Below are 23,671 nucleotides of genomic sequence, written 5' to 3' on the forward strand. Positions count from 1 at the left end.
CGGTTTCGCGACAGCAAACCGCCACACACGCACAACGTCGATGACAGCAGTCTGCCGTAGTTGCGGCGGATTGCCTCGCGGCGAATCCACCCTACAAATATACGCCTTACAGCACTTTGGCCTAGGCATGGCTATCCGGAATGCTTTTGGTCTGCATGAGCAAGGGAGTAAATTACTGGCTTCGTGTAACAATAACGAGTTATACAATTCTGTTCATCCGGATGATGCTTCTGGGATGGTTATTCTGGCATTGTGGCAATCACTACAGACTTAAGTTGTTACAAACTCTTAGGAGAAGATAATAATGGGGTTACAGGATCGCGATTATTACCGCGAACGAAATAAACCGGCACATCAATCGCCCAACCAAAAACCTAGAAGATCCAGGAAAAGTAGCACGGGGATTAAATATCTCTTATATCCCCTCATTACAATTGCAGGGCTTTGGTATGGAGCAGACGGTCTTCTGGACAAGATGCATGGAACGGCGATTATGCCTTTACCCGTTAACGAGAAGCCTTTTGATTTAGTGTCTGGTGGCGTTATTTTAAAATCTGACCGTCAGGGACATTTCAGGGGAATCACCCTGGTCAATAATGTTCCTATGCCCTTTATGATAGATACTGGTGCAACCACGACCGCAATTCCGGCAAAAATGGCAATTACAGCTGGCTTACCTTTTGGGCGTTCGATACAAACGCACACAGCAGGCGGCCTAGTCACTGATCGCCTAACACAAATCAATAGTCTGAAAATCGGCAACGCGGAAATACGAAATCTCGAAGCCAGTATCAACCAGCATTTAGACGAAGTATTGATTGGCATGAATACATTGAAGTATTTCCACATGACGCAAAACGGAAATACGCTAACACTGGTAGCCAATAACCAGCGGGTGTACCAGATAACGAATGCGCAAGCAGCCGCCTTTGATACGGCTCCAATGCCGCAGCCTATTATAAAACCGGTCACTGTGAAAAAAACGGTTACCTGTGATAAAAATAAGGCATGCAAAACAACTTATAGCGGCCGTTGATAAAGAGGGTATAGCCTCTTAGCTGTTATTGTTTAGGGATTCTCAAAAGGGTCCCTATTGATTGTCGCGGAAAATGCTTTGGTAACTTTGAATTAATTAGCATCATAAAAAACATTAGTATTAAAATTGGATAGCATCAGAGTGATGCAGCAGTTTAATTCCCGCTGAATTAGCTAATGCTTGCGCTGCTTTTGTGTAAGTTGAGTTACTGATAACCGCGCCGTAATCAGGCCCATAAAAAGATAGGCTGGCGAATATTTCTTGAACTGCTTTATTACCAACAGGAGACGAATAATACTTACACTGAAGCGCTAGTTTAATTCCATCTTTATTAGCGATAATATCAACGTTGTAAGGCGGATTCGCGCCAGCAATCCGCCGCAACTTCGATTGGCTGTTATCGGCGTTGTGCGTTGATTGGCGGTTTGCTGAGGCGAAACCGCCCTACCATGCTAATGTAAAACTGAGGCTGTGAGTGTTTAAGAGAAATAGCGTGTCTGTTAATAAACCGCTTCATGATCGCCGATATTAATCAGGATAATTTCCGCCTCGCTGATTTGAAATTCCAGGGTAATACGGTAAGACAAATTAATAGAAACCGAATGTAGATTTTGCAGCTTTCCGTGCAAAGCATGTAAGCGTAAAGAGGGATGGAACGGATTGGTTTCCAGCAATTGCAGTGTTTTTAGATACGGTCTTTTAAGCTCAGGATGACGCTTGATATAGTGTAAAGCACGGTGATTATAGTGTTCGGTAAAAACCAGGGTGTAGCTCATTCCATCCGTTCCAGCCGGGCCAAATGTTCTTCTGCCGACTCTTTAACATAGCGTCCTGCCGCCATATCTTCGTTGGATTCGACCAAAGCGGCGGTCAATTCACATTCGCGCAAATACTGATAGTGGGCAATATTCATCACCACAAAGCGGTCTTTGCCGCGTACGGAAATGACCGCTTCGGTTTGTTGTTCCAACGCCGTTTGGATCGCCAAAACGCCTTTTGTTTTCAGTTCATTCGCACTGATTCCAGCCATGATATTTCCCATAAAATATTTAAGAGTGTGATTAACCATACGCTTAACCGTATTCTAAATCAAATGCTAAAAGCAGGGGACTGAGGGGCGTTTTTTGTGGATGTACAAGATGAAGCCATGTCGGGTTAGCATAACCCGAGAGGGTGTAAAAGATTCATTGCTTATTGGTTAGGCTATCGTCTTTTTATATTGATCAAGCAAGCTTATCAACCAGCAAAGTGTACCGATTGAAAGAACGCCCGTTGTTTTTCTGCTCTTTGCCGTGAAAAGTCACTGTTACTAAATCCCCCAACGCGGCGTTATGTTGTTTCAAGCTGTGTATCAAATAACGATTTAGGTCAACACTCACAACCGAGCCGTTATCATCCTGTAAAAGCATGGTTTTCTGTTCGTCATAGACTGAATTTTTAAAAGTGCCACTGCCTTGAATGACGCCTGCGATTGTTTCGCCTGCCGACGGTTGCCAGTGGGTAACTTTGTTTGTTACTGGTAAGTTTTCAGTCATTTTTTATCCTGTTTGTTAGTGGTGGCTGCAGGGTGCAATTGTACTCAGTTCATCTTAATCTTGCTTAATAGCAGTGAACGCAACGGGCATGAAAAGGAGCGGGGGAATAGTGCGTTAAACACAACGTGCTGATTTATTTGGTATCTTTCGTATCTTTCGTGTCTTTTGTGGATAAGTTGCGGTTTTTAGGTTAATTGGAGTCCGTAATTTATTTAGAAAAAATTGCTGAATTTCGATAAAATCACCCCTTACTGCAACAACTTTTCAGATCAAGTCTACATGGACCTAAAATTTCTCGATTTCGAACAACCCATCGCTGAACTAGAAGCGAAAATTGAAGAACTCCGCAATGTGCAGTTTGACAACAACATTAATATTTCCGACGCGCTTAAACAGCTGGAAGACAGAAGTCAGGCGCTGACCGAGTCGATTTTTACCGATCTTTCCGATTGGCAGATTTCCCAATTATCCCGCCATCCGGGGCGTCCTTATACGCTGGATTATGTGGAACATATTTTTACCGACTTCCATGAGCTGCACGGTGACCGCGCTTATGCCGATGATCCTGCGATTATTTGCGGCTTGGCTCGCCTTGAGGGGCAGCCGGTTATGGTGATCGGTCATCAAAAGGGACGCGACACCAAGGAAAAAATTTATCGCAACTTCGGTATGCCACGCCCGGAAGGTTACCGTAAAGCATTACGCATGATGAAAATGGCGGAGCGTTTTAAAATGCCGGTTATTTGCCTGATTGACACACCGGGAGCTTATCCGGGCATCGGCGCGGAAGAACGCGGTCAGAGTGAAGCAATCGCCAGAAACCTGTTTGAAATGGCCAAGCTGAAAACGCCGATTATCTGCACCATTATCGGCGAAGGCGGTTCCGGCGGCGCGCTGGCTATTGGTGTCGGCGACCGTTTAATCATGCTGGAATACAGCACCTATTCCGTTATTTCCCCGGAAGGCTGCGCATCGATTCTGTGGAAAAGCGCGGATAAATCGCAATTGGCGGCCGAGGCGATGGGTATTACTTCGGATCGTATTCGCGAGCAGGGTTTTCTGGATGAAGTGGTCAGGGAACCTTTAGGCGGCGGACATAGGAATTTTAAAGTTATTGCCATGAACTTAAAAGACGCGCTGGTTCGTCATATGGATGATTTGATGCGGCAATCTGTTGATGATTTAATGGAAAGGCGCTATCAACGGATTATGGATTTTGGTGTTTTTACCGAAGAAGGCGGGAAGTAGAACGTAGGCGAAAGGTGCAAGGCGAAAGGCGAAAGGTTAAAGATTCGAGTCTCTACGAGGATTTTTGCTGCAGCGTTTTCAAGCAACTTGATCTTGGGAACGAGCGCCAAAGTTTTTATATCGCCTACAGCGGCGGCGTGGATTCCCACGTTTTGCTGCATTGTTGCGCATCTATACCTCAACTCAAAGGCAGGCTCACCGCAGTTTATGTGCATCACGGCTTGCAGGCCGAAGCCGAATCCTGGGCCGAACATTGTGAAAAAACGGCCAAAGATCTGGGTGTTGAATTCTTAACGCTACGGGTTAATGCCAAGGCGGTGCCGGGCGAAAGCCCTGAAGAAGCCGCCAGAAACGCCCGGTACGCGGTTTTAAAATCGTTGATTAAAGCCGATGATGCGTTGCTGCTTGCCCAGCACCGGGAAGATCAGTTGGAAACGGTGTTGCTGCAACTGTTTCGCGGCAGCGGCTTGCGCGGACTTTCCGGAATGCCGGAGCGCATGGCTTTCGGGGCGGGTGTGATGCTCAGGCCTTTGCTGAATACGCCCAAACAGGCGATCAGCGATTACGCCCAGACGCATCAATTAAGCTGGGTTGAAGATCCCAGTAATCAGAGCAATGATTATGACCGCAATTTCCTGCGTAATGCGGTTGTGCCGCTGCTAAAACAACGCTGGTCGGCAATCGACAAAACCGTGGCGCGTTCGGCAAAACATTGCGCGGATGCGCAGGTACTGGTCGATGAAGTTGCCGATGAGCTATTTGGTGCGGTTTTTAATCCGGTAGATAAGACCTTGTGTATCAGTCGACTAGCGGAACATCACAGCCATTCGCAGCAACTTGTCATCAGGCATTGGTTTCGGCATAGGGGGCTAAAAATGCCCGCGCAGGCGAAGGTCGAACGGATTTTAAACGAGGTGGTTGCGGCAGCGGGGCATCGTGATCCGGTATTGTCGGGACAGGGCTACAGCATTCGCCGTTATCGGGATAAGCTGTATTGCCTGACAAATCTGTCGGGAACAGATTTGCATTTACCCGGAGGGCGTCAGGCAGGAAAGCCTGGCGTGACCAATCTGTCCGGAACGGAACCCCAAGACCGTGTTTGGCCTGCCGGGCAAGCGTCGATAAAAATTACCGATGATCGGACATTGTCTTGCGTGCCGTCTTCAAAGGGAATATCCCGTGAGCGGTGGCAGGTTGCCACTGTTGAGGTGAGATTTCGCCGGGGCGGTGAAAAAATCCGCTTGCCGGGGCGTGAAGGTCGTCATTCGCTGAAAAACCTGTTTCAGGAAGTAGGTATTCCTCCTTGGGAAAGGGACGTGATGCCTTTGATTTACCTGAATGATACGCTGGCCGCCGTCGGCGACCTTTGGATCAGTGCTGTATTTTATAGTGAAAAAACAAAGGGTTGCATCAGCTTGCTGCTGCAAAGTTAAGAATTAAACCCAAAAGACAATGACGAGAAGCACATTGTCGATTAAAATGTGCTGGTTTTACCTAACTTCATCAGAGCTATTAGGATGGGTTGACCAAGAAAGCCCGTCGTTCGCGATTGATGGGCTTCGTACCCCACCCATCCTATGAACTAAAAATCCTACATGACAAAATACATTTTCATTACCGGTGGCGTTGTTTCGTCTCTTGGCAAAGGCATTGCTGCATCTTCACTTGCTGCTATTCTCGAGTCTCGGGGCCTCAAAGTCACCATGACCAAGCTTGATCCTTATATTAATGTTGATCCGGGCACTATGAGTCCTTTTCAGCATGGCGAGGTATTTGTTACTGAAGACGGTACCGAAACCGATCTCGATTTAGGCCATTATGAGCGGTTTCTTAAAACCACGATGGCCAAAAAGAACAGTTTTTCAACGGGGCAGGTCTACGAAAGCGTTTTGCGCAAAGAGCGCAAAGGTGAATATTTGGGAGCGACGGTTCAGGTCATTCCGCATATTACCGATGAAATTAAGCGTCGTGTTTATGAAAGCGCCGAGGGTGTCGATGTTGCCTTGATTGAAGTCGGCGGCACGGTAGGCGACATTGAGTCTTTGCCTTTTCTGGAAGCTATCCGGCAGATGCGTTTTGAACTGGGTTCCGATCGGTCGCTGTTTATCCATTTGACGCTGGTGCCGTATATTCGTTCCGCCGGTGAAATAAAAACCAAACCGACCCAACATTCGGTAAAAGAGCTGCGCAGCATAGGTATACAGCCGGATATTTTAATTTGTCGTTCCGAACAGCCGGTGCCGCTCAGCGAGCGTCGTAAAATCGCCTTGTTTACCAACGTGGAAGAAAAAGCGGTTATTTCTGCGGTCGATGCCAGTTCGATCTACAAGATTCCGTTGTTACTGCATGATCAAGGACTGGATGAAATTGTCGTTCACAAGTTACGCCTGGATGTGCCGCCAGCGGATTTGTCCGAGTGGGAAGCCGTTGTTGAAGCCCTGGAGCACTCTGTCAACGAAACGACCATCGCTATTGTCGGTAAATATGTCGATCATTCCGATGCCTATAAATCGCTGAATGAAGCGTTGATTCATGCCGGAATCCGCACCCGTACCAAAGTTAACATCGTCTATATCGATTCGGAAATGATAGAGGATGAAGGCGTTGCCAGGCTGAAAGGCGTCGATGCAATTCTGGTGCCGGGCGGCTTTGGCGAACGCGGCGTGGAAGGCAAAATTGCCACGGTCAAGTATGCGCGGGAAAATAAAATCCCTTATTTGGGTATTTGTCTGGGGATGCAGGTTGCTGTTATCGAATTTGCCCGCGATGTTGCCGGATTGGAAGGTGCGCACAGCACCGAATTTTTACCCAAATCGCCGCATCCGGTGATCGGCTTGATTACTGAATGGATGGCTGAGGGCGGCCAACTTGAAACTCGCAATGAAGAATCCGATTTAGGCGGTTCCATGCGTCTGGGCGGGCAGCAATGCCGGTTACAATCCGATTCGCTGGCTTTCCAGCTTTATCAGAAAGACGTGATCACCGAAAGACATCGTCATCGTTACGAATTTAACAGCCAGTATCTGGAAAAACTGGAACAGGCCGGTATGCGTTTTTCCGGTAAGTCAATTGATGGGCGTTTGGTCGAAGTGATAGAAATCCCAGATCATCCATGGTTTTTGGCTTGCCAATTCCATCCGGAATTTACCTCAACACCCAGAAAAGGCCATCCCTTGTTTTCCGGTTTTGTAGTCGCGGCTTTTGAACATAAAAAAGGTACAGTGTAATGAAATTATGTGGTTTTGAAGCCGGTTTAGATCAGCCGTTTTTTTTGATAGCGGGTCCTTGCGTTATTGAAAGTGAGCAAATGGCACTGGACACAGCGGGTTATCTTAAAGAATTAACGACCCAATTAAACATACCCTTTATCTACAAGTCGTCTTTCGATAAAGCCAACCGCTCATCGCACGAAAGTTATCGCGGTCCCGGTGTAGAGCAAGGGCTTAAAATACTGGAAAAAGTCAAACAACAAATCGGTGTGCCGGTTTTGACCGATGTGCATGAAGATACACCGCTGGCCGAAGTCGCCTCGGTTGTTGATGTGATGCAAACGCCTGCGTTTTTGTGCAGGCAAACCAATTTCATTCAGCAAGTCGCCTCTCAAGGTATTCCTGTCAATATCAAAAAAGGCCAGTTTCTGGCGCCGTGGGACATGGTGCATGTCGCCAATAAAGCCAAGGCAACCGGAAACCAGCAGATTATGGTCTGCGAGCGCGGCGTATCCTTCGGTTACAACAACCTGGTTTCCGATATGCGCTCGTTGGCGGTTATGCGCGACACTGATTGCCCCGTAGTTTTCGACGCGACTCACTCGGTGCAACTGCCCGGCGGACAAGGCACAGTATCAGGCGGACAACGCGAGTTTGTACCCGTGTTAGCCAGAGCCGCCGTTGCGGTAGGTATTGCCGGACTGTTTATGGAAACCCATCCGAATCCTGCGGAAGCGAAAAGTGACGGTCCCAACTCCTGGCCCTTACACAGAATGAAAGAATTACTGGAAGTTTTATTAACTATCGACAGCGCTGTAAAAGCTAGCAGCCTGATCGAAACAACTCTCTAAATAAGGAAAAATAATGGCTGCAATAGTAGATATTCGTGCAAGAGAAATTTTAGATTCACGCGGCAACCCGACTCTGGAAGCGGACGTGATTTTGGCGTCCGGCGTGATCGGCAGTGCTATGGTGCCATCCGGCGCATCGACCGGCGAGCGCGAAGCGATAGAATTGCGTGATAACGATAAAGCCCGTTATTTGGGTAAAGGCGTATTAACGGCTGTTAACAATGTTAATACTGAAATTCGCGCTGCGATTGTCGGTATGGATGTCGCTGACCAAGCCGGCATCGACAAAAAAATGATCGAACTGGACGGCACTGAAAACAAAGGTCGTTTAGGCGCTAATGCCATTCTAGCGGTATCAATGGCGGCGGCTCATGCGGCGGCTAAAGAAGCGGGCGTGCCTTTATACCGTCACTTGAATACCAGCGGTAAGTTCATCATGCCGGTACCGATGATGAACATCATCAACGGCGGTTCGCATGCCGACAACAGCGTTGATTTGCAAGAATTCATGATCCTGCCGGTCGGCGCACCGACTTTCCGTGAAGCGATTCGTTACGGCGCGGAAGTTTTCCATAACCTGAGCAAAGTCTTAAAAGCAAAAGGTTTGGCAACAACAGTGGGTGATGAAGGCGGTTTTGCACCGAACTTATCTTCTAACGAAGAAGCTATTGAAGTTATTCTGGAAGCGATCGAAAAAGCAGGCTACAAGGCCGGTGTCGATATTTTCTTGGGTATGGACGCAGCCAGTTCAGAATACTACAAAGACGGCCGTTATGAATTATCGGCAGAAGGCAGAAGCTTTAATTCGGTTGAAATGAATGATTTCTTCGTTGAATGGGTCAATAAATATCCGATTATTTCTATCGAAGACGGCCTGGATCAAAACGACTGGACTGGTTGGAAAGATCAAACCGAAAAATTAGGCAGCAAAATCCAATTGGTCGGCGATGATTTATTCGTAACTAATCCAGCTACTTTAAAAGAAGGCATTGAGAAAGGTATTGCCAACTCAATCCTGATTAAAGTAAACCAAATCGGTACTTTGACCGAAACGTTGGAAGCGATTAATACCGCTCACGCCGCAGGTTACACCGCTGTTGTGTCGCATCGTTCAGGCGAAACCGAAGACACCACCATTGCCGATTTGGCCGTTGCCACAGGCACAGGACAAATCAAAACCGGTTCTTTAAGTCGTTCCGACCGTGTCGCTAAATACAATCGCCTGATGAAAATTGAAGAAGAATTAGGTGACTTAGCGGTTTACGCAGGTCGCAGCGCGTTTAAAATGTTGTAAAAAAAGCAGGCGAAAGGCGAAGGACGAAAGGTGAAAAACTGTGAACTTTACGTCTTAGCCTTTTGCCCTTAGCCTTTCGCCTCGTCCATGAAAATCATCATTGCAATTATCATCCTGTTAATTATCCATTTCCAATACCGGATATGGGTTGGTGACGGCAGTGTTGCCGAGATCAATGCCTATCAACAGCGACTTGATGATCTGAAAAAGCAGGCAGAGGAAAAAAGAGAGCGTAATGAAGCTCTTTATGCTGAAGTGCTGGATTTGCGCAAAGGACAGGAAGCGATTGAGGAGCGGGCTCGAAATGAATTAGGGATGATTAAGGAAGATGAGACTTTTTTTCATGTGCTTGAATAAGGCGAAAGACGAAAGGCTGGTGCTTTTTTCGCCCTTAGCCTTTCGTCTTTCGCCTTTAGCTCTTCGCCTTTTTTATCCATGACCCATTCAATAAAATTCTGGGCCATCGTCCCAGCTGCCGGTGTCGGCAAACGCATGCAGGCCGATCGGCCTAAACAATATCTGGAACTTGCCGGTAAAACGGTCATAGAACATACCCTGTTGCGCTTGTTGCAGGCCGACGTTTTTGCCGCCATTGCCGTTGCGGTTTCCGAAGAAGATCCCTACTGGCCTGATCTGGCAATATCGCAACATAAAAATATCATTACTGCTCCTGGCGGTAAAGAGCGCGCGGATTCTGTGCTGTCCGGGTTAAAGATCATCAGGGAACAAGCGTCCGATGATGATTGGGTATTGGTGCATGATGCGGCCAGACCCTGCATTACTGCAGCCGATATTCACTACCTGATCGACTCCCTGATTAACGATGAAGTAGGCGGCATTCTGGCCTTGGCATCGCCGGACACATTGAAACAGGTGCAAGGTCATATCATCACCGGAACGCTGAATAGAAGCCATATCTGGCGAGCATTGACGCCGCAGATGTTTCGTTACGGCATGTTGAAATCCGCGCTGGAACAGGCGCAAGGCAACCCCGCCATCACCGACGATGCCAGCGCCTTGGAATTACAGGGCTTGCAGCCGAAAATCGTCGAGGGTCGCCCCGACAACATAAAAATCACTCGCCCGGAAGACCTGGCATTAGCGCAATTTTATATGGAGCAACAATGATTAGAGTAGGTCAAGGTTACGATGTGCACCGTTTCAAGGATGGCGGCGACGTTATCCTAGGCGGCGTAAAAATAGACTATGAGCAAGGCCTGGAGGCGCATTCCGACGGCGATGTGGTGTTGCATGCATTGTGCGACGCCATATTGGGCGCGGCGTCCTTGGGCGACATAGGCAAGCATTTTCCAGATACCGACCCCGAATTTAAAGGTGCCGACAGCCGCGTTTTATTGCGCCATGTTTATAGCATCGTGCAGGAAAAAGGTTATCGGCTGATCAACGCCGACATAACCATCATTGCTCAAGCTCCAAAAATGTCGCCGCATACCGCCGCCATGTGTCGCAATATTGCCGATGATTTGCATGTGGATGTCGATTGCATCAATGTCAAAGCGACTACCACCGAAAAGCTCGGCTTTGAAGGGCGCAAAGAAGGGATTGCCGTACAGGCGATAGTTCTGATCGAAAAATAAACGTTACTTTTGTTAGCTCTCAAAGAGAACACTTTAAGTAAAGCTTTCCCCTGGTTCCTACACGTTGCGCTCATCAATATACACATCTTGCGCCGGTTCCTAAATCTCTAGTCTGGGAACCGGCGCAAAGGATTTTTAAGGAAGTTGCCGAGAGCTGGAGTGCAGGGCACTTATGTATAAAGATGAGCGCGCTACGTGGGGGACGCAGTATCGGCGCATTGCGCCGCGAGAAAACAAATGGCTACGGCTTAACGGGACGCAGCGCGTCCCAGATGCATTCCCACGCAACGCGTGGGAACGAGAAGACTTTATGCAAAACATTGAAATCCCCGTCTGGCCTTACGTTTACGGCCAACCATCCGGTACCGGAAAAATCCGCAGTTTACCCGAAGATTTTATCGTAAAAGAAAACCTGTCTTTCGAACCGTCAGGCGCGGGCGAACATGCCTTTTTGCAAATAGAAAAGAAAGGCGAAAATACCGAATATGTTGCCAGACAACTGTCCAGATTCGCCAACGTCCGGCAACGCGATGTCAGTTACGCAGGCCTAAAAGACCGGTACGCGGTCACGACGCAATGGTTCAGCGTCTGGTTGCCCGGCAAAGCCGACCCTGACTGGGCACAGTTTGAATCAGACAGCATGAAGGTGTTGCAGGCGGATCGTCATGCCCGGAAACTTAAGCGCGGCGTGTTGTCGGGCAACAGTTTTAAACTGATTGTTCGCGACTGGCAGGGCGATCAAGAAAAAACCATTCAGCAACTGGAACTGATCAAAGCCAACGGCATCGCCAATTATTTCGGCTTGCAACGCTTTGGCAACGAGGGGCAAAATGTCAGCAAGGCTTTGGCCATGTTTGAGGGTGCAAAAGCGGGTCGGGAGCAGCGCAGCATTTATTTGTCGGCAGCCCGGTCTTATTTGTTCAACCTGATTTTGGCTTACCGGATAACGCAAAATAACTGGAATCAGCCGATTGCAGGCGATACTTATCAATTCGATTTGTCGCACAGCTGTTTCCAATCGGAGCATCCGGATGCAGAAATCATTCGGAGGCTGGCGGCCAAAGAAATTCATCCTACCGGCGTATTATGGGGTCGGGGAAATGTCGATGTGTCAGTCGATGCGCTAGCTGTTGAACAAGCTGTTATCGACGAGCATCAACAACTGGCTCAAGGTTTGATAGCGAGCGCCATTGACCGCGATAGACGCGCATTAAGGGTTAATGTGCAGGATTTACACTGGCAGTTTATTGATGACGCGACGCTGGAGCTTTGTTTTACCTTACCGGCGGGGAGCTATGCCACATCGGTGCTGCGGGAAATTATCGTATAGACCGGCCCGGCTTCATCGGGGAGTCGTTTTCATGGATATCTGTAAATTAAAGCACTAACATAAATCTAAAAAGATCCTCCTGCATTCTCCCAAGGGAAAAAACAGCTATTTGTTCATGTAAGTATTTTGTAATAGCTAACTCGATTTCCTGTTGATAATATTTAAGAATATTGGGTTTTCCGATGCCAATAATTACGGTGCTGACTTCATCAGTAGTCATCCGGCAGTATTTTATTTTTTGAATATCAAGTTGCGTGCAAGCCTATGCATTAATGGATTTTTAAAAAAATTTATATTATCCGTATTATGTTTAAATGAATGTCTGTATTTTTATATTTTATTTTAAACGCCACTTATTTTTCTTTGAAAAGGAATTAATGATGCCTACACAAATTGATGTATTGCTGGATAAAATAAAAGAATTGGAAGATGAGCTGGTCGATGAATTACAAAACAACAGAAAGAATTTTATTATGAAATTTCTAAGCGACGTGTCTATTTTGAAGAGAAAGTTATTATTCGACATAAGGAATACGCCAAACAGTTATTTAACTATATAGTCGATGCTAAGTTAAAAAATATACTGAGTGTTCCTTTTATATGGATGTGCATTGTACCCGTAGTATTAATGGATATAACTATCAGCTTTTATCAAGTAATATGTTTTCCTATCTATGGTATTCCAAAGGTAAAACGACAAGACTATATTGTTTTCGATAGACAATATTTAAAATATCTTAATGCCATAGGAATTATTAACTGTGCCTACTGTAAGTTACGTCAATGGTTTGTTTGGTTATATGCAGGAAATAGCCGGGCGCACAGAGCAATTCTGGTGTCCAGTCAAGCATGCCAAACGCATTAAAAGCTTACACAGTCGTTATCAGAAATTCATCGATTATGGCGATGCCGAAACATACCGATCTAAAGTTGAAACAGTCCGGCATGATTTTAAAGATCTGGAATAAAAATAAAGTCATACCGGGGTTATTATTCAGTATATAAGCAATTAGAGTGTCGGTTATATAAAGCCAGCATCTTTAGGGATAAACAATGCTGGCTTGTGGGCCGAGGTCATCGCTTTCTTCGATATAACGGATTTCATCGCCAACTTGTAACGCATCAAACCCACTTCCTGTCACACTGTTTCGATGAAAATAAATTTCATGCCCATCTTCGGCCTCAATAAAACCGTGATCTTTTTTCGGTAATATACGAATTACGGTTCCGGTACTTTGCAAGTCATGAGTTTTAACCTTACCCTGCTGAATCCGTGCATAATCTTCCAGCTGCCGTGTCGCGGCATTGAAGGCATCACGTATGGCTACATAAATATCTTCATAAGCCTTTTTGTCATGATGCTCCCGGCTGATGACCAATTCTTTGCGCGGCGTGGTGATATCAATCCGTATATGGTATTGATTGCCTTGATGGTGGCGGTGGTGTTCGGCCTCCACCGCAACTCTGCATCCTATAATATGTGAATGAAATCTATCCAGTTTGCTTGCTTTTTCACGGATTTTAGCCTCTACAGCATCTGAATGAGGTATCCCATGAAAAGTAATTTGTAATGGGATTTGCATATTAGTCACCTTGTTGAGGCTAAATACGAGAATGAGTTGTTTGTCGTAGCATCAAAGAATAATTAAATCTTCAGCTTGCGGGCCTTTTTTTCCCTGTGTTACGTTAAATTTTACTTTTTGCCCATCAGATAATGACTTAAACCCTGTGCTGCTAATATTACTGTAATGCACGAAAACATCAGGGCCCTTTTCCTGCTCGATGAAACCAAAGCCTTTGCTGGCATTAAACCATTTAACTGTACCGGTATTAGTTTGTGTTTGTGTAGACATAATCAAAATCCCAAAGAATAAATTTATTTTCATTAAGTAATAAAGACGTTACTTAATTCTGATTTTTCGGTAAATGGTAGCTATCAATCTGATAGATAACCACGTATTTTTCAAGTCTTATTAGTTAATTAGCCATGACATCTCCAGTAATATAAAAATAAAATCTTTAAATTTAGTATGATTTAATGAGGGGTGCTTTCAGCAGTCATTTTTTTCAATTCCTGTTCTGCTTCGATCCAGTCATCAAATTCATGGCCTGGTTCAAAACCCCTGCTTTCTGCCTTGTAGAACGCAAGCTCAGCAATTTTTGTATAACAGTCTGGGAGATTTATAGGCGTAAAAGATACTGTTGGGTTTAAAATAGTGTCTTCGATGGGCGTATTCATTTTCCACTTCACTCATAGCTAATTTGCTAGATTCATCTAAAGTATTAGTGATCATAAAAAAATTTAACTGTGAACATTGAAACAAAAAATTATGCACAAAAATATTAGTGTGAATACTTAGTGCTGCAGAAATTTTAAAGGCACATTGAAATTAATGAGTTTTACCCATGTAATCTGAAGCTTTCCGGAACTGGCAAGTGAGGCTGGCGTGTCATTATGTTCTTTGTTACCAGTAGGTTAGGCGTTTTTAACCAAAAAATACACGCACTCGTCGTTAAATGAGCAGGGCGGTGCACTCTACTAATATCTAATGTAACAATGTTCTGGAAATAGGGTTAAATAGCGGCTATTATTAAAATATAAATTTCATTGCTGTGTTTGGATTTGTTAATGATCAATATTCAAAATCGATCACCATCATTAGTATAGGGTATAGTTTTTGCACAAAGCGCAGGGAGCGTTTATTTAACGCTGCCAAATTAGTAAATTGGATTTTCCACGCAGAGTATATAACCCATGAAAAATACACCGTTGGATCCTTCACAACTCTATAAACCATGCAATGTTGAACAATTAAAGTTCAGTTCCACCGATGAGCTTGAAGATATTGATATTGCCGTGGGACAGCAACGCGCTGTGGAAGCCGTCAAATTGGGCATCCACATGAATAAAAACGGTTACAACATCTTTGCAATGGCTCCTGCCGGTACCGGTAAATTGACTACCATACGACAGTTGGTCGAACACGAAGCCAGTCGACAATGTATTCCTTCGGATTGGTGTTATGTAAATAATTTCAGTCAACCTGCCCAACCGAGGACCATTAGATTAATGCCGGGGCAAGGCCAGGCGTTCAAGCATGATATGGCGCAGCTGATTGACGAGCTGAGCATCGCTATACCTGCGGCGTTTGACGGTGACGAATACCGATCCAGAGCAGGTGAGCTTGAAAGCGAATCGCGTCAACGGGAAATAAACGAACTCAGCCGGTTGCGTGAAGAGGCGGCCAACGCTCATATTATTCTCACGGAAACCGCGACCGGTTATGCATTTTCCCCGGCAAATGAAAACAACGAAATTATCAGTCCAGAGCAGTTTAATAAGTTCGATAAAGACAAACAGCATGAAATACAAAAAACCATTTTCGACTTGCAGGAACGCTTGGCAAAACTGCTGAAAAACTTCCCTATCTGGCGCAAGGAAACCAAGCGCAAACTGCAAGCGCTTAACCGCGAAGTCGCGGAGCAAGCCGTCAACCATTCCATAGATGACCTGATCGAAAAATATGCCAAACAGGAAGCTGTCCTTGGTTATCTGAACGATGCTCAAAAAGACATTATTGAGCATGTGCTGGATTTTCTTCCACGTAGCGAAAAAATATTGCCGTTTATGGACTTAGCGCAGGAATCTAATCCGCTTAAACGTTATTACGTGAATCTGATGGTGGATTTTAGCGGCAAGAAAGCAGTTCCGGTCATTTATGAAGATCATCCGAATTTCAGCAATCTGGTCGGCCGTATCGATCATCAGGCTTATATGGGGTCGCTCGTTACCGATTTCACCATGATCAAACCCGGCGCATTGCATAAGGCTAATGGCGGTTTCCTGCTTATAGATGCCCGAAAATTACTGTTTCAACCCTATGCCTGGGATACGCTTAAAAGAACCCTGCAATCCGGCGAAATCCGTATCGAGTCGTTGGAACGGACGCTCAGTCTGATCAGTGCCGCGTCGCTGGAACCGGAACCTATCCCGCTTAATTTAAAACTTATCCTGATGGGTGAGCCGCTGATTTATTATTTACTCTGCGCATATGACCCGGAATTTCACGATCTGTTTAAAATCGCAGCAGATTTTGACGAGTCGGTTTCCAGAGAAGGTAATGACCAGGACTATGCCCGTTTGCTGGCGACTATCGCTCGTCGAGAAAAGTTACGCCCCTTGAGCCAAAACGCAGTTGCCAGGGTTATTGAGCATAGCTCCAGAATGGTCGGCGATGCGGAAAAATTGCTAACTCATCTGCGTAGTATCAAAGACTTGTTATCGGAATCCGATTATTGGGCGGACAGTAATGGTCACGAACATATTACCAACAGCGATGTGCAACAAGCCATTGATCATAAAACGCATCGACTGGATAAGATCAGGGAGAAACTGTATGAGAATATCCACCGAGGCACTGTATTAATTGATCTTGAAGGCAAAGTCATCGGTCAAGTCAACGGTCTTTCGGTCTTGCAATTGGGTGAATTTAGCTTTGGACAACCGTCCCGGATTACCGCGACTACCCGGCTAGGCGGTGGAAAAGTAGTTGATATTGAACGTGAAACCAAATTAGGCGGAGCCATCCATTCCAAAGGCGTATTGATATTGTCGAGTTTTATTGGCGCCCGATATTCCCGAAAAACCGAGTTCTCCTTGGCCGCCAGTCTGGTGTTTGAACAATCTTACGGATACATTGAGGGCGACAGCGCTTCGCTAGCTGAACTTTGCGCCATTTTATCGTCGATTGCCCAGATTTCGTTACGGCAGGATTTGGCTATCACCGGCTCAGTCAATCAGTTGGGAAATGTCCAGCCGATAGGCGGGGTTAATGAGAAAATTGAAGGTTTTTTTGATGTTTGCGCCAAAAAAGGTTTAACCGGCACTCAAGGAGTCATCATTCCCGCTACTAACATTAAGCATTTAATGCTGCGCTGGGATGTGGTGCATGCCGCTCAATCCGGTCAATTCAATATCTATGCGGTAACAACCGTTGATGAAGCACTTGAGTTACTTAGCGGCATGGAAGCAGGCGCCGTTAACGAACAAGGGGTTTATCAGACGGAATCGTTTAACGGCCAAGTTGAAGCCCAGTTGCTACAATTTACTAAGATTAAAAAGGAATTTAATAGTAAATCCGAGAATTAGAGCGTGGACACCGGGGCGGTATCCGAATGATTTAATACCAGAAACCGCCTAAATGCCAGCGAGGTTTTCTAATTGATTTTTGATAGTGGACAGGTACAGAAAATCTGTCATGGTTTGAATATCTAAAGGCCTGTTTTGTCGGTTTTTTAAAACTTAACAACCGTTTGATTCTTTCTTCGGTACCCGGGTGCGTTCTGAGGACTGATGGAATTGATCCTCTATGACCTCGGCCAAATAACATATCGAGAATTGAGGACTCATAGAATTCCAGTTTAGCTAATGCCATTGCCAGACCTTCGGGATCATCCGTTAATAAAATGGCTTGACGATCGGCATCAAACTCCTTCATTCGAGATAATGAAAGTTGCAGGAAACTCATAATGCCTGGAGCGACAATCAGCACACCTAATGCAAACCATGAAATCGTAACCCAGCCCAGAAAATATAGCGGTAGATTTAAAAAAACCAACAAGAAACCGGTTAAAGACAACGTGTTGGTGATCCGGTTGAGGATATCGGCATAAGTCATCACGCGCACGTCATTATGCTGGATATGACTGATTTCATGTGCCAGTACAGCAATAATTTCCCGCATAGTCAGTGTATTCAGCAGTGAGTCGCTAAGACCGATGGCCGAATTTGCCGACGTACCCACAGAAAAGGCATTCATCAGTTGGCTGGGTAAATAGTAAAGCTCGGGCGGTGCCGGCAAGTCGGCGCGAGAGGCCAGTTCCTGTGTTATTCGATAAAGGCCGGGCGCATCATTTGCCGATAGTAACCTGCCGCCATACATGGAAAAGATAAAAGACGGCGATATGTTCGGGCTAATAACCAGTATCAGAACACCTAAAGCCGCTGCCCATAGAATGCCATTGACTCCGGCCAAAATAAAACCCAGCAATGACAAAATGGCGCCCATGCAAAGAAAAAGCGCCAACATATGAACGAGGTTTTTTAGTTTGTGGTTAAACTCTGTCATTAGGAATCTTTTGCTGAAAGCGCCTCGGCATTACGTTTAGCAAGACTATCAATAACCGCGCTTAATGAGCCTTTGGTTTGGATTTCGTCGTTAAAGGTCGAACGATAATTAGTCACCAGACTGACACCGTCAATCATAATATCGTAGACTTTCCAGTCGCCTTTACTCAGGAACATCCGGTAATTTACGTCAACAGGTTGCAGACCGGGTTGCAGAACCTTTGTTTTTACGATGATTTTTGTGGTTTCCTTTGACATTTCAAGTGGTATGAAACGCATGGTCCAATCGTTATATTCCACAAACGCTCTGGAATATGTTCTTACTATCAGTGTTCGAAACTCCTGTTTAAACCGCTCCTGCTCTCCAGCAGTTGCTGTTTTCCAATATTTTCCCAGAACTAACGGCGCGATTTTATCGAAATCCGTATGAGGATAAATAACGCCATTAACGAACTGCGTAACTTGTCTAAAATCCTTGGTAAAGGATTTGTCCTTCAGTTTTTGCTGTAATTGTGCCGATACGCTTTGGATGATTTGTTGAGGGGGTTGTAAATCCTCGGCTATTACTTTAGTGGCAGGCATTAAACCCAGTAATAGTGCAAAAAATAAATCGAATATTACGTAGTGTTTAGTTCGGTTTCGCATAACTACCCGGTTTTAAAATAATCATACTGATTAAATAATAGTGATCGGAGAATTACCTGGGCTTAGTCATCGTTTCGTGATGCTAAGGCAACCAGCCAACGCCAAACCGATATATGTAGTGAAAAGTGTTGTTAATTAATTTTTTACTGCATTTTTAGCATATAGCATGATGTCGGTAGTTTTAATAAAGCGCAAGTTGGGGCGATTGCGTATTGACAAATAACATTCTGGATGATTAGGTGTCAAGCGTTAGAAAATACCGGCATCATCAGCTTTTCGTGTTCTTAGGGTAGCTCCTTAGTCATTGTGCGCATCCGTTGTCTACAATATGTCAATCAACTCAAACGCCCGGTCGATTTCCTCAAACGTATTATAAAAATGGGGTGAAAATCGTATGCCGCCGCCGCGCAAGGCGCAAACCACGCCGTTGTCCTGCAGATATTTATATAACGCCTCGTTTGCAAGCGTCCGGTGTTTAAAGATAACAATACCGGATTTAAGCGCACTCCGGTTCGCCGACAATAAAACCAACCGCTCGCTTTTATCAATCGCATCCTGTACATAATCGGACTTTTCTAAAACCTGAGCTTCGACCGCTGCCATACCTGTTTCCAGCAGCAAAGACAAACTGGCGGAAAAAGCATGGATACCCAGCATATTGGGACTGCCGCATTCAAAACGACGGGCGGTGGGATGAACTTCCCACGGCTTGTTTTCATAATTGTGAATATCTTTCATCATGTGCCAGCCGTACTGGGTCAGCTTTAGTTTGTCCCTGGCTTCGGGCGTGGTGTAAAAAACCCCCAAACCTTCAGGGCCGAACATCCACTTATGACCGTCGGCCATCACAAAATCCGCCTGATAAGCCTGCACATCAAACTGCACCGCGCCCAAACTCTGGATCGCGTCAATACAAAACAAGATACCGCGCCGCTTGCAGAATTCGCCTATTCTTGCCAAGTCCATACGCAGTCCCGAGGCAAATTGTATGGAACTGATGGTCAGTAAGCGCGTGTTGTTGTCTACCAGCGCAAATAAAGCATCTTCGGGGGAATCGGCGCTGTGTAAGTCGGCCTGGCGAAATTCCACGCCTTGATCGGCCAAGGATTCCCAAGGCAATCTGTTGGAAGGGAATTCCTCATTGCTGGACACAATGTTGTCGCCGGGCTGCCAAATCAAACCGTAGGCGACAAAGGACAAGGCTTCCGAGGTGTTTTTAACCAGCGCAATATCGTCAGGAGAGGGGGCATTTAACAAAGCCTGCAATTGGGTGCGTAATTCAGCTTCCTTGTTCAGCCAGTCCAAGTAGAAGTGTGAGCCGTAGCGGGTGTTTTGTTCGGCAAACTTGATTACCGCCGCGCCGGTTCTTTTGGGCCAGGGGCCTACGGCGGCATGGTTAAGATAAATTAATTCGTCGATCAGCGGGAATTCAGGGTGTTTCATGGTATCCACGTGGTAGGTTAAACAGCATGTTCATTTAAAATGGCATTGATGCGCGATTGCAGACCTTTACCCGAGATAGCCGCATAGATTCGCTCTTAGGCGACTTTCTGAGGGTGTAAATAAATTTGTGTAACAACACATTTGCACTCGCGTTTTAGACCGCATTCTTTAGCTTCACTGCGTTCAATATAGCGTATTTAAAAATCGAGTTACAATAATCCCATCATCGCAGCTGAAGTTTTGTTGGGTGCATTCAACTTAGTCATGATGTTTTTGATATATAAAGTTAACAGTGCGCTGCAGTGCTGCAAGACGATATGCCCAATTACACCGACATAGAACCGGTTATTCAAATCAGCGAAGTCCTTATTTCCGAGTAGACCCATGTACATACCATCACAATTTGAACAGCCCGATATTGAAGTCATGCACGAGCTGATTCGCAACCGGCCGCTGGCGACATTGGTAACGCTCGATTCAAACGGCATTAACGCCAATCACATTCCATTGCATCTTTCGCCAACGCCTGAACCGTTTGGCGTGTTACGCGGTCATATAGCACGGGCAAATCCACTCTGGCGTGACCTTGCAGCGGATGTTGAAACGCTGGCTATATTTCATGGCCCGGACGCTTACATCAGCCCATCGTGGTATGCGACCAAACAGAAAGCAGGGAAGGTGGTTCCGACCTGGAATTATGCGGTAGTTCATGCTTACGGTTCTTTGCGTATTATTGATGACGCTGCTTGGGTTCGCACTCAGCTTGAAGCGTTAACACAGCATAACGAAGCCGCTTTTCCCGAGCCGTGGGCGGTGTCGGATGCGCCGGAGGATTTTACTGAAAGACTGGTTGGGGCTGTGGTCGGTATTGAAATGGTTATCACAGGATTAATCGGAAAGTGGAAAGTCAGTCAAAACCAACCGCCGCAGAATCAGCTTAGCGTTATCCAAGGGTTGAATGGCAGTGGACAAAGCGAGGCGGTGGCAATGGCTGAGCTGGTCAATTCCGGGGTTAAAAATGTTGGCTGATATACGCGGCTGCAATTCGGGGTACAATTGGCGTTAGCCTGATTGGAAGTGATTTTTTGGGTGGGTTAATGGTGTTGTATTTGTTTGTACATCAGGCCTGTTGCTGTAACGTTGGCTTAATGAAAACAAATAATTAGAGGGCTTTATGAAGAATATACGACAACACAATTTTCTTATACGGCAATTGGTGTCGTATATATTACGTTATGCTTGATAAATCGGAGACTAAGTTGTGATGCTTTTTTCAACTATTATTGTAGGCGTTTTTGTATTTGTTCTTGGCCAAATTGTTCTCAAATGGATAATAGAGCCTACTCAAAAACTTCGGGAAGTAATTTCTGAGGTCGTGTTTTACCTTGCCAGTGATCATTCAGATATTCATTGCGCTTCCATCGTAGAAAAGGAAATTGCGTTGTCTGCTGGTAAGAACCTAAAACGTTTAGGGGCAAGATTGGTTTCGAGTCAGCAGTTAATTCCGTTTTATAATCAACTGCGCAAAATATGTGGTTTGCCAAAGCCAGAAAATATTGTGAAAGCATCCAAACAACTTTCACTTATATCCAGTAGTATGTGGTCCGATAATAATGACAAATACGATAGGCTAAATCTATACCGTAAGAATGTTTGTGAATATCTTAGTGTTCCAGATCCAGTCGATGATGGCTTTTCTAAACAAGACTTGATAGATAATATCAACGAAATCCGAGAAATAAATAAATCACGGAATAAAGCAGTCCTCTGACCAGATAAGCAGTGTAGGTTGAAAGCTGTAAGGCGGATTATTTGTAGAGCGGATTCGCCGCTAAGCAATCCGCCGCAACTTCTAACTGTAATCAGCGTTGTGCGTTGATTGGCGGTTTGCTGAAGCGAAACCGCCCTACGGATCTACGGATCTGTTAATCCAACGCATCAGGAACCCCCGCGGGGTTCAAGCCGTTAGCCGGGGGTTGAGCGTAGCGATACCCCCGGATGCCATAAGCCAAAGAACCTCGACCCCGGCGGGGTCGCAGAAACACAACATTTAAGCGAAATTCACCATGGCATCCACCTATCTTAGCCTGCATTACCATATCGTATTTGGAACCAAAAACCGTGCTCCCGTCATAGATGCAAAATGGCGTCCCCGGCTTTATGATTATCTCGGTGGAATTGTCCATAGACTGGGCGGGTTTTCAAAACGAATTGGTGGAATCGATGACCATGTCCATTTGCTGGTGTCTTTAAAATCCACGCACAATCTTGCAGATCTGATGCGGGAATTGAAGAAAGCATCTTCCGTGTGGGTTCATGATACATTAGGAGAAAAGCAATTTGCATGGCAAGAAGGTTATGCGGCTTTCACCGTTAGCGCGTCCGGGCTGGACGCTGTGGCAAACTATATCGCCAATCAGGAACAACACCATAAAATGAAATCGTTCCGGGATGAGTTGGTTGAAATGCTAAAAAAATCTGGTGTCGATTATAACCCGGATTATTTGTAGCCCGAATTACTGCGACCCCGCCGGGGTCGAGGTTCTTTGTCCATGCCATCCGGGGGTGTCGCTACGCTCAACCCCCGGCTAACGGCTTGAACCCCGTTGGGGTTCCAGACGTGTCTGGCAACATCTTTTTGTTGCCCAATATTTTGATGTATATGAATATCGGGCATAAACAGTTTGCCCAATCCAACCCCATAACAATAATCGATAACAAGGAACAAAATGAACAAGAAAATTTTAGTGTTTATCGCGGCTTTAAGCCTCGGCTTATCGGCATGCAGTGGCGAGAAGGATAAGGGATACCCGATTAAATCAGCTTATATTAATAACTGTATAAAGCAGGAGAGTTCCACACGCTCTGCAGAACAAGCCAAATCCTACTGTGATTGTGCAGCTGATTCAGTGTTTAGCAATAGCAATATTTCCGATGATACAAAAAATCTGATGTCTACTATGAGTGATAAGAACAGTAAACTCTACAAGCAAAATGATATTGCAACGGTCAGAGGACTGCTTATGGCCTGCTACACTAAAAAGTTTTATAAAAAATAAGCCTGAAAAAATCAATGTAGCCCTGTAGTAGGCCGGAATAAGCCGGTTCGAGCGGCAGCGAAAACGGGTGTTTCCGGCAGACACCTCCCAAATTCGCCGGAAACGCCACCTCGCGCTATGCGCCCTTCGACAAGCTCAGGACAGGCTTGGATGGCCTTATTCCGGCCTTGTATATTAAATACATCTCTAAAACACAGGATTATGTGACACAAAAAAGTTTATAGTGATAAGTGATTTTCTGGGGAAGCCGATCCGGCCTTAAGCTCTGAGCTTGTTCGTAGATAGGCTCCCCACCC

General features: G+C 45.6%; 27 protein-coding genes. 17 read left to right on the forward strand and 10 right to left on the reverse strand.

The features are described 5' to 3' along the window. Positions 1-40: 40 nt before the first annotated feature. Complete coding sequence (locus tag Q8L79_RS20120) at positions 41-274, forward strand: DUF6794 domain-containing protein (protein ID WP_370869898.1); 234 nt, start codon at positions 41-43, stop codon at positions 272-274. Positions 275-304: 30 nt separating this feature from the next. Continuing rightward, positions 305-1,036 carry a TIGR02281 family clan AA aspartic protease gene (locus Q8L79_RS07825; RefSeq protein ID WP_305269848.1) on the forward strand — a complete coding sequence of 244 codons (732 nt, stop codon included), beginning with the start codon at positions 305-307 and terminating at the stop codon, positions 1,034-1,036. A 120-nt stretch (positions 1,037-1,156) separates the two neighbouring features. Here Q8L79_RS07825 and Q8L79_RS07830 read toward each other — a convergent pair whose 3' ends face one another. The 4 genes from Q8L79_RS07830 to Q8L79_RS07845 form a co-directional block, all read right to left on the reverse strand. After that, the gene (locus tag Q8L79_RS07830; protein ID WP_305269849.1) at positions 1,157-1,420 is read right to left on the reverse strand and encodes a restriction endonuclease; all 264 of its coding nucleotides are present in this window, start codon (positions 1,418-1,420) and stop codon (positions 1,157-1,159) included. 116 nt (positions 1,421-1,536) lie between these two features. Next, positions 1,537-1,812, reverse strand: a complete 276-nt coding sequence (locus Q8L79_RS07835; protein ID WP_305269850.1) for a plasmid stabilization protein — start codon at positions 1,810-1,812, stop codon at positions 1,537-1,539. Beyond that, positions 1,809-2,066 (reverse strand): type II toxin-antitoxin system Phd/YefM family antitoxin, encoded by a 258-nt coding sequence (locus tag Q8L79_RS07840; RefSeq protein ID WP_305269851.1) that lies wholly within the window; start codon positions 2,064-2,066, stop codon positions 1,809-1,811. Before Q8L79_RS07840 ends, Q8L79_RS07835 begins: the two co-directional genes overlap by 4 nt. A gap of 193 nt (positions 2,067-2,259) precedes the next feature. Then, a complete protein-coding gene (locus tag Q8L79_RS07845; RefSeq protein ID WP_305269853.1) occupies positions 2,260-2,571 on the reverse strand; it encodes a hypothetical protein in 312 nt (103 codons plus the stop codon). A gap of 279 nt (positions 2,572-2,850) precedes the next feature. Here Q8L79_RS07845 and accA point away from each other — a divergent pair, with 279 nt between their 5' ends. The 10 genes from accA to Q8L79_RS07895 all read left to right on the forward strand — a co-directional run bounded on the left by accA (position 2,851) and on the right by Q8L79_RS07895 (position 13,069). Then, positions 2,851-3,819, forward strand: coding sequence for an acetyl-CoA carboxylase carboxyl transferase subunit alpha (accA, locus tag Q8L79_RS07850; protein WP_305269855.1), 969 nt, complete (start codon positions 2,851-2,853; stop codon positions 3,817-3,819). A 14-nt stretch (positions 3,820-3,833) separates the two neighbouring features. Continuing rightward, positions 3,834-5,252 carry a tRNA lysidine(34) synthetase TilS gene (tilS, locus tag Q8L79_RS07855; protein WP_305269856.1) on the forward strand — a complete coding sequence of 473 codons (1,419 nt, stop codon included), beginning with the start codon at positions 3,834-3,836 and terminating at the stop codon, positions 5,250-5,252. A gap of 162 nt (positions 5,253-5,414) precedes the next feature. Next, complete coding sequence (locus Q8L79_RS07860; RefSeq protein ID WP_305269857.1) at positions 5,415-7,046, forward strand: CTP synthase; 1,632 nt, start codon at positions 5,415-5,417, stop codon at positions 7,044-7,046. Next, complete coding sequence (gene kdsA, locus Q8L79_RS07865) at positions 7,046-7,879, forward strand: 3-deoxy-8-phosphooctulonate synthase (protein WP_104429477.1); 834 nt, start codon at positions 7,046-7,048, stop codon at positions 7,877-7,879. The genes Q8L79_RS07860 and kdsA overlap by 1 nt, the downstream gene beginning before the upstream one ends. 13 nt (positions 7,880-7,892) lie before the next feature. Continuing rightward, entirely contained in the window at positions 7,893-9,173 is a 1,281-nt protein-coding gene (gene eno, locus Q8L79_RS07870; RefSeq protein ID WP_305269858.1) for a phosphopyruvate hydratase, read from the forward strand. A gap of 87 nt (positions 9,174-9,260) precedes the next feature. Then, positions 9,261-9,530: a septum formation initiator family protein gene (locus Q8L79_RS07875; RefSeq protein WP_305269859.1), complete on the forward strand. Its 270-nt coding sequence runs from the start codon at positions 9,261-9,263 to the stop codon at positions 9,528-9,530. Between the two features lie 78 nt (positions 9,531-9,608). Continuing rightward, the gene (gene ispD / locus Q8L79_RS07880) at positions 9,609-10,301 is read left to right on the forward strand and encodes a 2-C-methyl-D-erythritol 4-phosphate cytidylyltransferase (RefSeq protein WP_305269860.1); all 693 of its coding nucleotides are present in this window, start codon (positions 9,609-9,611) and stop codon (positions 10,299-10,301) included. Next, positions 10,298-10,771 carry a 2-C-methyl-D-erythritol 2,4-cyclodiphosphate synthase gene (gene ispF, locus Q8L79_RS07885; RefSeq protein ID WP_305269861.1) on the forward strand — a complete coding sequence of 158 codons (474 nt, stop codon included), beginning with the start codon at positions 10,298-10,300 and terminating at the stop codon, positions 10,769-10,771. The genes ispD and ispF overlap by 4 nt, the downstream gene beginning before the upstream one ends. 310 nt (positions 10,772-11,081) lie before the next feature. Next, positions 11,082-12,101, forward strand: a complete 1,020-nt coding sequence (truD, locus tag Q8L79_RS07890) for a tRNA pseudouridine(13) synthase TruD (protein WP_305269874.1) — start codon at positions 11,082-11,084, stop codon at positions 12,099-12,101. 761 nt (positions 12,102-12,862) lie between these two features. Continuing rightward, entirely contained in the window at positions 12,863-13,069 is a 207-nt protein-coding gene (locus Q8L79_RS07895; RefSeq protein WP_305269862.1) for a hypothetical protein, read from the forward strand. 72 nt (positions 13,070-13,141) lie between these two features. Here the strand turns inward: Q8L79_RS07895 and Q8L79_RS07900 are convergent, their stop codons facing one another. From Q8L79_RS07900 to Q8L79_RS07910, 3 genes are all read right to left on the reverse strand, one after another. Continuing rightward, positions 13,142-13,684, reverse strand: a complete 543-nt coding sequence (locus Q8L79_RS07900) for an HPF/RaiA family ribosome-associated protein (protein ID WP_305269863.1) — start codon at positions 13,682-13,684, stop codon at positions 13,142-13,144. Positions 13,685-13,735: 51 nt separating this feature from the next. Continuing rightward, positions 13,736-13,954, reverse strand: a complete 219-nt coding sequence (locus tag Q8L79_RS07905) for a cold-shock protein (protein WP_305269864.1) — start codon at positions 13,952-13,954, stop codon at positions 13,736-13,738. 182 nt (positions 13,955-14,136) lie between these two features. Beyond that, positions 14,137-14,340, reverse strand: coding sequence for a DUF2934 domain-containing protein (locus Q8L79_RS07910; RefSeq protein ID WP_305269865.1), 204 nt, complete (start codon positions 14,338-14,340; stop codon positions 14,137-14,139). Positions 14,341-14,856: 516 nt separating this feature from the next. Between Q8L79_RS07910 and Q8L79_RS07915 the strand changes: the two genes are divergently transcribed. Beyond that, entirely contained in the window at positions 14,857-17,250 is a 2,394-nt protein-coding gene (locus Q8L79_RS07915; protein ID WP_305269866.1) for a Lon protease family protein, read from the forward strand. 31 nt (positions 17,251-17,281) lie between these two features. On the opposite strand, the gene Q8L79_RS07920 is transcribed toward Q8L79_RS07915, so the two are convergent. From Q8L79_RS07920 to Q8L79_RS07930, 3 genes are all read right to left on the reverse strand, one after another. After that, positions 17,282-18,229 carry a zinc metalloprotease HtpX gene (locus tag Q8L79_RS07920; RefSeq protein WP_305269867.1) on the reverse strand — a complete coding sequence of 316 codons (948 nt, stop codon included), beginning with the start codon at positions 18,227-18,229 and terminating at the stop codon, positions 17,282-17,284. After that, positions 18,229-18,873, reverse strand: a complete 645-nt coding sequence (locus Q8L79_RS07925) for a phospholipid-binding protein MlaC (RefSeq protein WP_305269868.1) — start codon at positions 18,871-18,873, stop codon at positions 18,229-18,231. Before Q8L79_RS07925 ends, Q8L79_RS07920 begins: the two co-directional genes overlap by 1 nt. 321 nt (positions 18,874-19,194) lie before the next feature. Next, on the reverse strand, positions 19,195-20,316 hold the full coding sequence (locus Q8L79_RS07930; RefSeq protein WP_305269869.1) for an aminotransferase class V-fold PLP-dependent enzyme: 1,122 nt from the start codon (positions 20,314-20,316) through the stop codon (positions 19,195-19,197). Between the two features lie 384 nt (positions 20,317-20,700). On the opposite strand from Q8L79_RS07930, the gene Q8L79_RS07935 reads away from it, so the two are divergent. From Q8L79_RS07935 to Q8L79_RS07950, 4 genes are all read left to right on the forward strand, one after another. Next, on the forward strand, positions 20,701-21,345 hold the full coding sequence (locus Q8L79_RS07935) for an FMN-binding negative transcriptional regulator (RefSeq protein ID WP_305269870.1): 645 nt from the start codon (positions 20,701-20,703) through the stop codon (positions 21,343-21,345). Between the two features lie 232 nt (positions 21,346-21,577). Next, entirely contained in the window at positions 21,578-22,087 is a 510-nt protein-coding gene (locus Q8L79_RS07940; protein WP_305269871.1) for a hypothetical protein, read from the forward strand. 295 nt (positions 22,088-22,382) lie between these two features. Next, on the forward strand, positions 22,383-22,826 hold the full coding sequence (gene tnpA / locus Q8L79_RS07945) for an IS200/IS605 family transposase (RefSeq protein ID WP_305269872.1): 444 nt from the start codon (positions 22,383-22,385) through the stop codon (positions 22,824-22,826). Positions 22,827-23,045: 219 nt separating this feature from the next. After that, entirely contained in the window at positions 23,046-23,375 is a 330-nt protein-coding gene (locus tag Q8L79_RS07950) for a hypothetical protein (RefSeq protein WP_305269873.1), read from the forward strand. Positions 23,376-23,671 lie beyond the last annotated feature (296 nt).

The sequence above is a fragment of the Methylobacter sp. genome (genome assembly GCF_030680395.1).
Lineage (GTDB): Bacteria > Pseudomonadota > Gammaproteobacteria > Methylococcales > Methylomonadaceae > Methylobacter_A.

What these genes read in the sequence shown, in the direction of transcription:
- accA (WP_305269855.1), top strand. Translation starts at nt 2,851, where the DNA reads ATGGACCTAAAATTTCTCGATTTCGAACAACCCATCGCTGAACTAGAA.
- Q8L79_RS07835 (WP_305269850.1), bottom strand. Translation starts at nt 1,812, where the DNA reads ATGAGCTACACCCTGGTTTTTACCGAACACTATAATCACCGTGCTTTA.
- Q8L79_RS07930 (WP_305269869.1), bottom strand. Translation starts at nt 20,316, where the DNA reads ATGAAACACCCTGAATTCCCGCTGATCGACGAATTAATTTATCTTAAC.
- Q8L79_RS07910 (WP_305269865.1), bottom strand. Translation starts at nt 14,340, where the DNA reads ATGAATACGCCCATCGAAGACACTATTTTAAACCCAACAGTATCTTTT.
- tnpA (WP_305269872.1), top strand. Translation starts at nt 22,383, where the DNA reads ATGGCATCCACCTATCTTAGCCTGCATTACCATATCGTATTTGGAACC.
- kdsA (WP_104429477.1), top strand. Translation starts at nt 7,046, where the DNA reads ATGAAATTATGTGGTTTTGAAGCCGGTTTAGATCAGCCGTTTTTTTTG.
- Q8L79_RS07825 (WP_305269848.1), top strand. Translation starts at nt 305, where the DNA reads ATGGGGTTACAGGATCGCGATTATTACCGCGAACGAAATAAACCGGCA.
- Q8L79_RS07900 (WP_305269863.1), bottom strand. Translation starts at nt 13,684, where the DNA reads ATGCAAATCCCATTACAAATTACTTTTCATGGGATACCTCATTCAGAT.
- truD (WP_305269874.1), top strand. Translation starts at nt 11,082, where the DNA reads ATGCAAAACATTGAAATCCCCGTCTGGCCTTACGTTTACGGCCAACCA.
- Q8L79_RS07925 (WP_305269868.1), bottom strand. Translation starts at nt 18,873, where the DNA reads ATGCGAAACCGAACTAAACACTACGTAATATTCGATTTATTTTTTGCA.
- Q8L79_RS07845 (WP_305269853.1), bottom strand. Translation starts at nt 2,571, where the DNA reads ATGACTGAAAACTTACCAGTAACAAACAAAGTTACCCACTGGCAACCG.
- Q8L79_RS07935 (WP_305269870.1), top strand. Translation starts at nt 20,701, where the DNA reads ATGTACATACCATCACAATTTGAACAGCCCGATATTGAAGTCATGCAC.
- Q8L79_RS07915 (WP_305269866.1), top strand. Translation starts at nt 14,857, where the DNA reads ATGAAAAATACACCGTTGGATCCTTCACAACTCTATAAACCATGCAAT.
- Q8L79_RS07860 (WP_305269857.1), top strand. Translation starts at nt 5,415, where the DNA reads ATGACAAAATACATTTTCATTACCGGTGGCGTTGTTTCGTCTCTTGGC.
- Q8L79_RS07920 (WP_305269867.1), bottom strand. Translation starts at nt 18,229, where the DNA reads ATGACAGAGTTTAACCACAAACTAAAAAACCTCGTTCATATGTTGGCG.
- Q8L79_RS07875 (WP_305269859.1), top strand. Translation starts at nt 9,261, where the DNA reads ATGAAAATCATCATTGCAATTATCATCCTGTTAATTATCCATTTCCAA.
- Q8L79_RS07950 (WP_305269873.1), top strand. Translation starts at nt 23,046, where the DNA reads ATGAACAAGAAAATTTTAGTGTTTATCGCGGCTTTAAGCCTCGGCTTA.
- Q8L79_RS07905 (WP_305269864.1), bottom strand. Translation starts at nt 13,954, where the DNA reads ATGTCTACACAAACACAAACTAATACCGGTACAGTTAAATGGTTTAAT.
- Q8L79_RS20120 (WP_370869898.1), top strand. Translation starts at nt 41, where the DNA reads ATGACAGCAGTCTGCCGTAGTTGCGGCGGATTGCCTCGCGGCGAATCC.
- ispF (WP_305269861.1), top strand. Translation starts at nt 10,298, where the DNA reads ATGATTAGAGTAGGTCAAGGTTACGATGTGCACCGTTTCAAGGATGGC.
- Q8L79_RS07840 (WP_305269851.1), bottom strand. Translation starts at nt 2,066, where the DNA reads ATGGCTGGAATCAGTGCGAATGAACTGAAAACAAAAGGCGTTTTGGCG.
- ispD (WP_305269860.1), top strand. Translation starts at nt 9,609, where the DNA reads ATGACCCATTCAATAAAATTCTGGGCCATCGTCCCAGCTGCCGGTGTC.
- eno (WP_305269858.1), top strand. Translation starts at nt 7,893, where the DNA reads ATGGCTGCAATAGTAGATATTCGTGCAAGAGAAATTTTAGATTCACGC.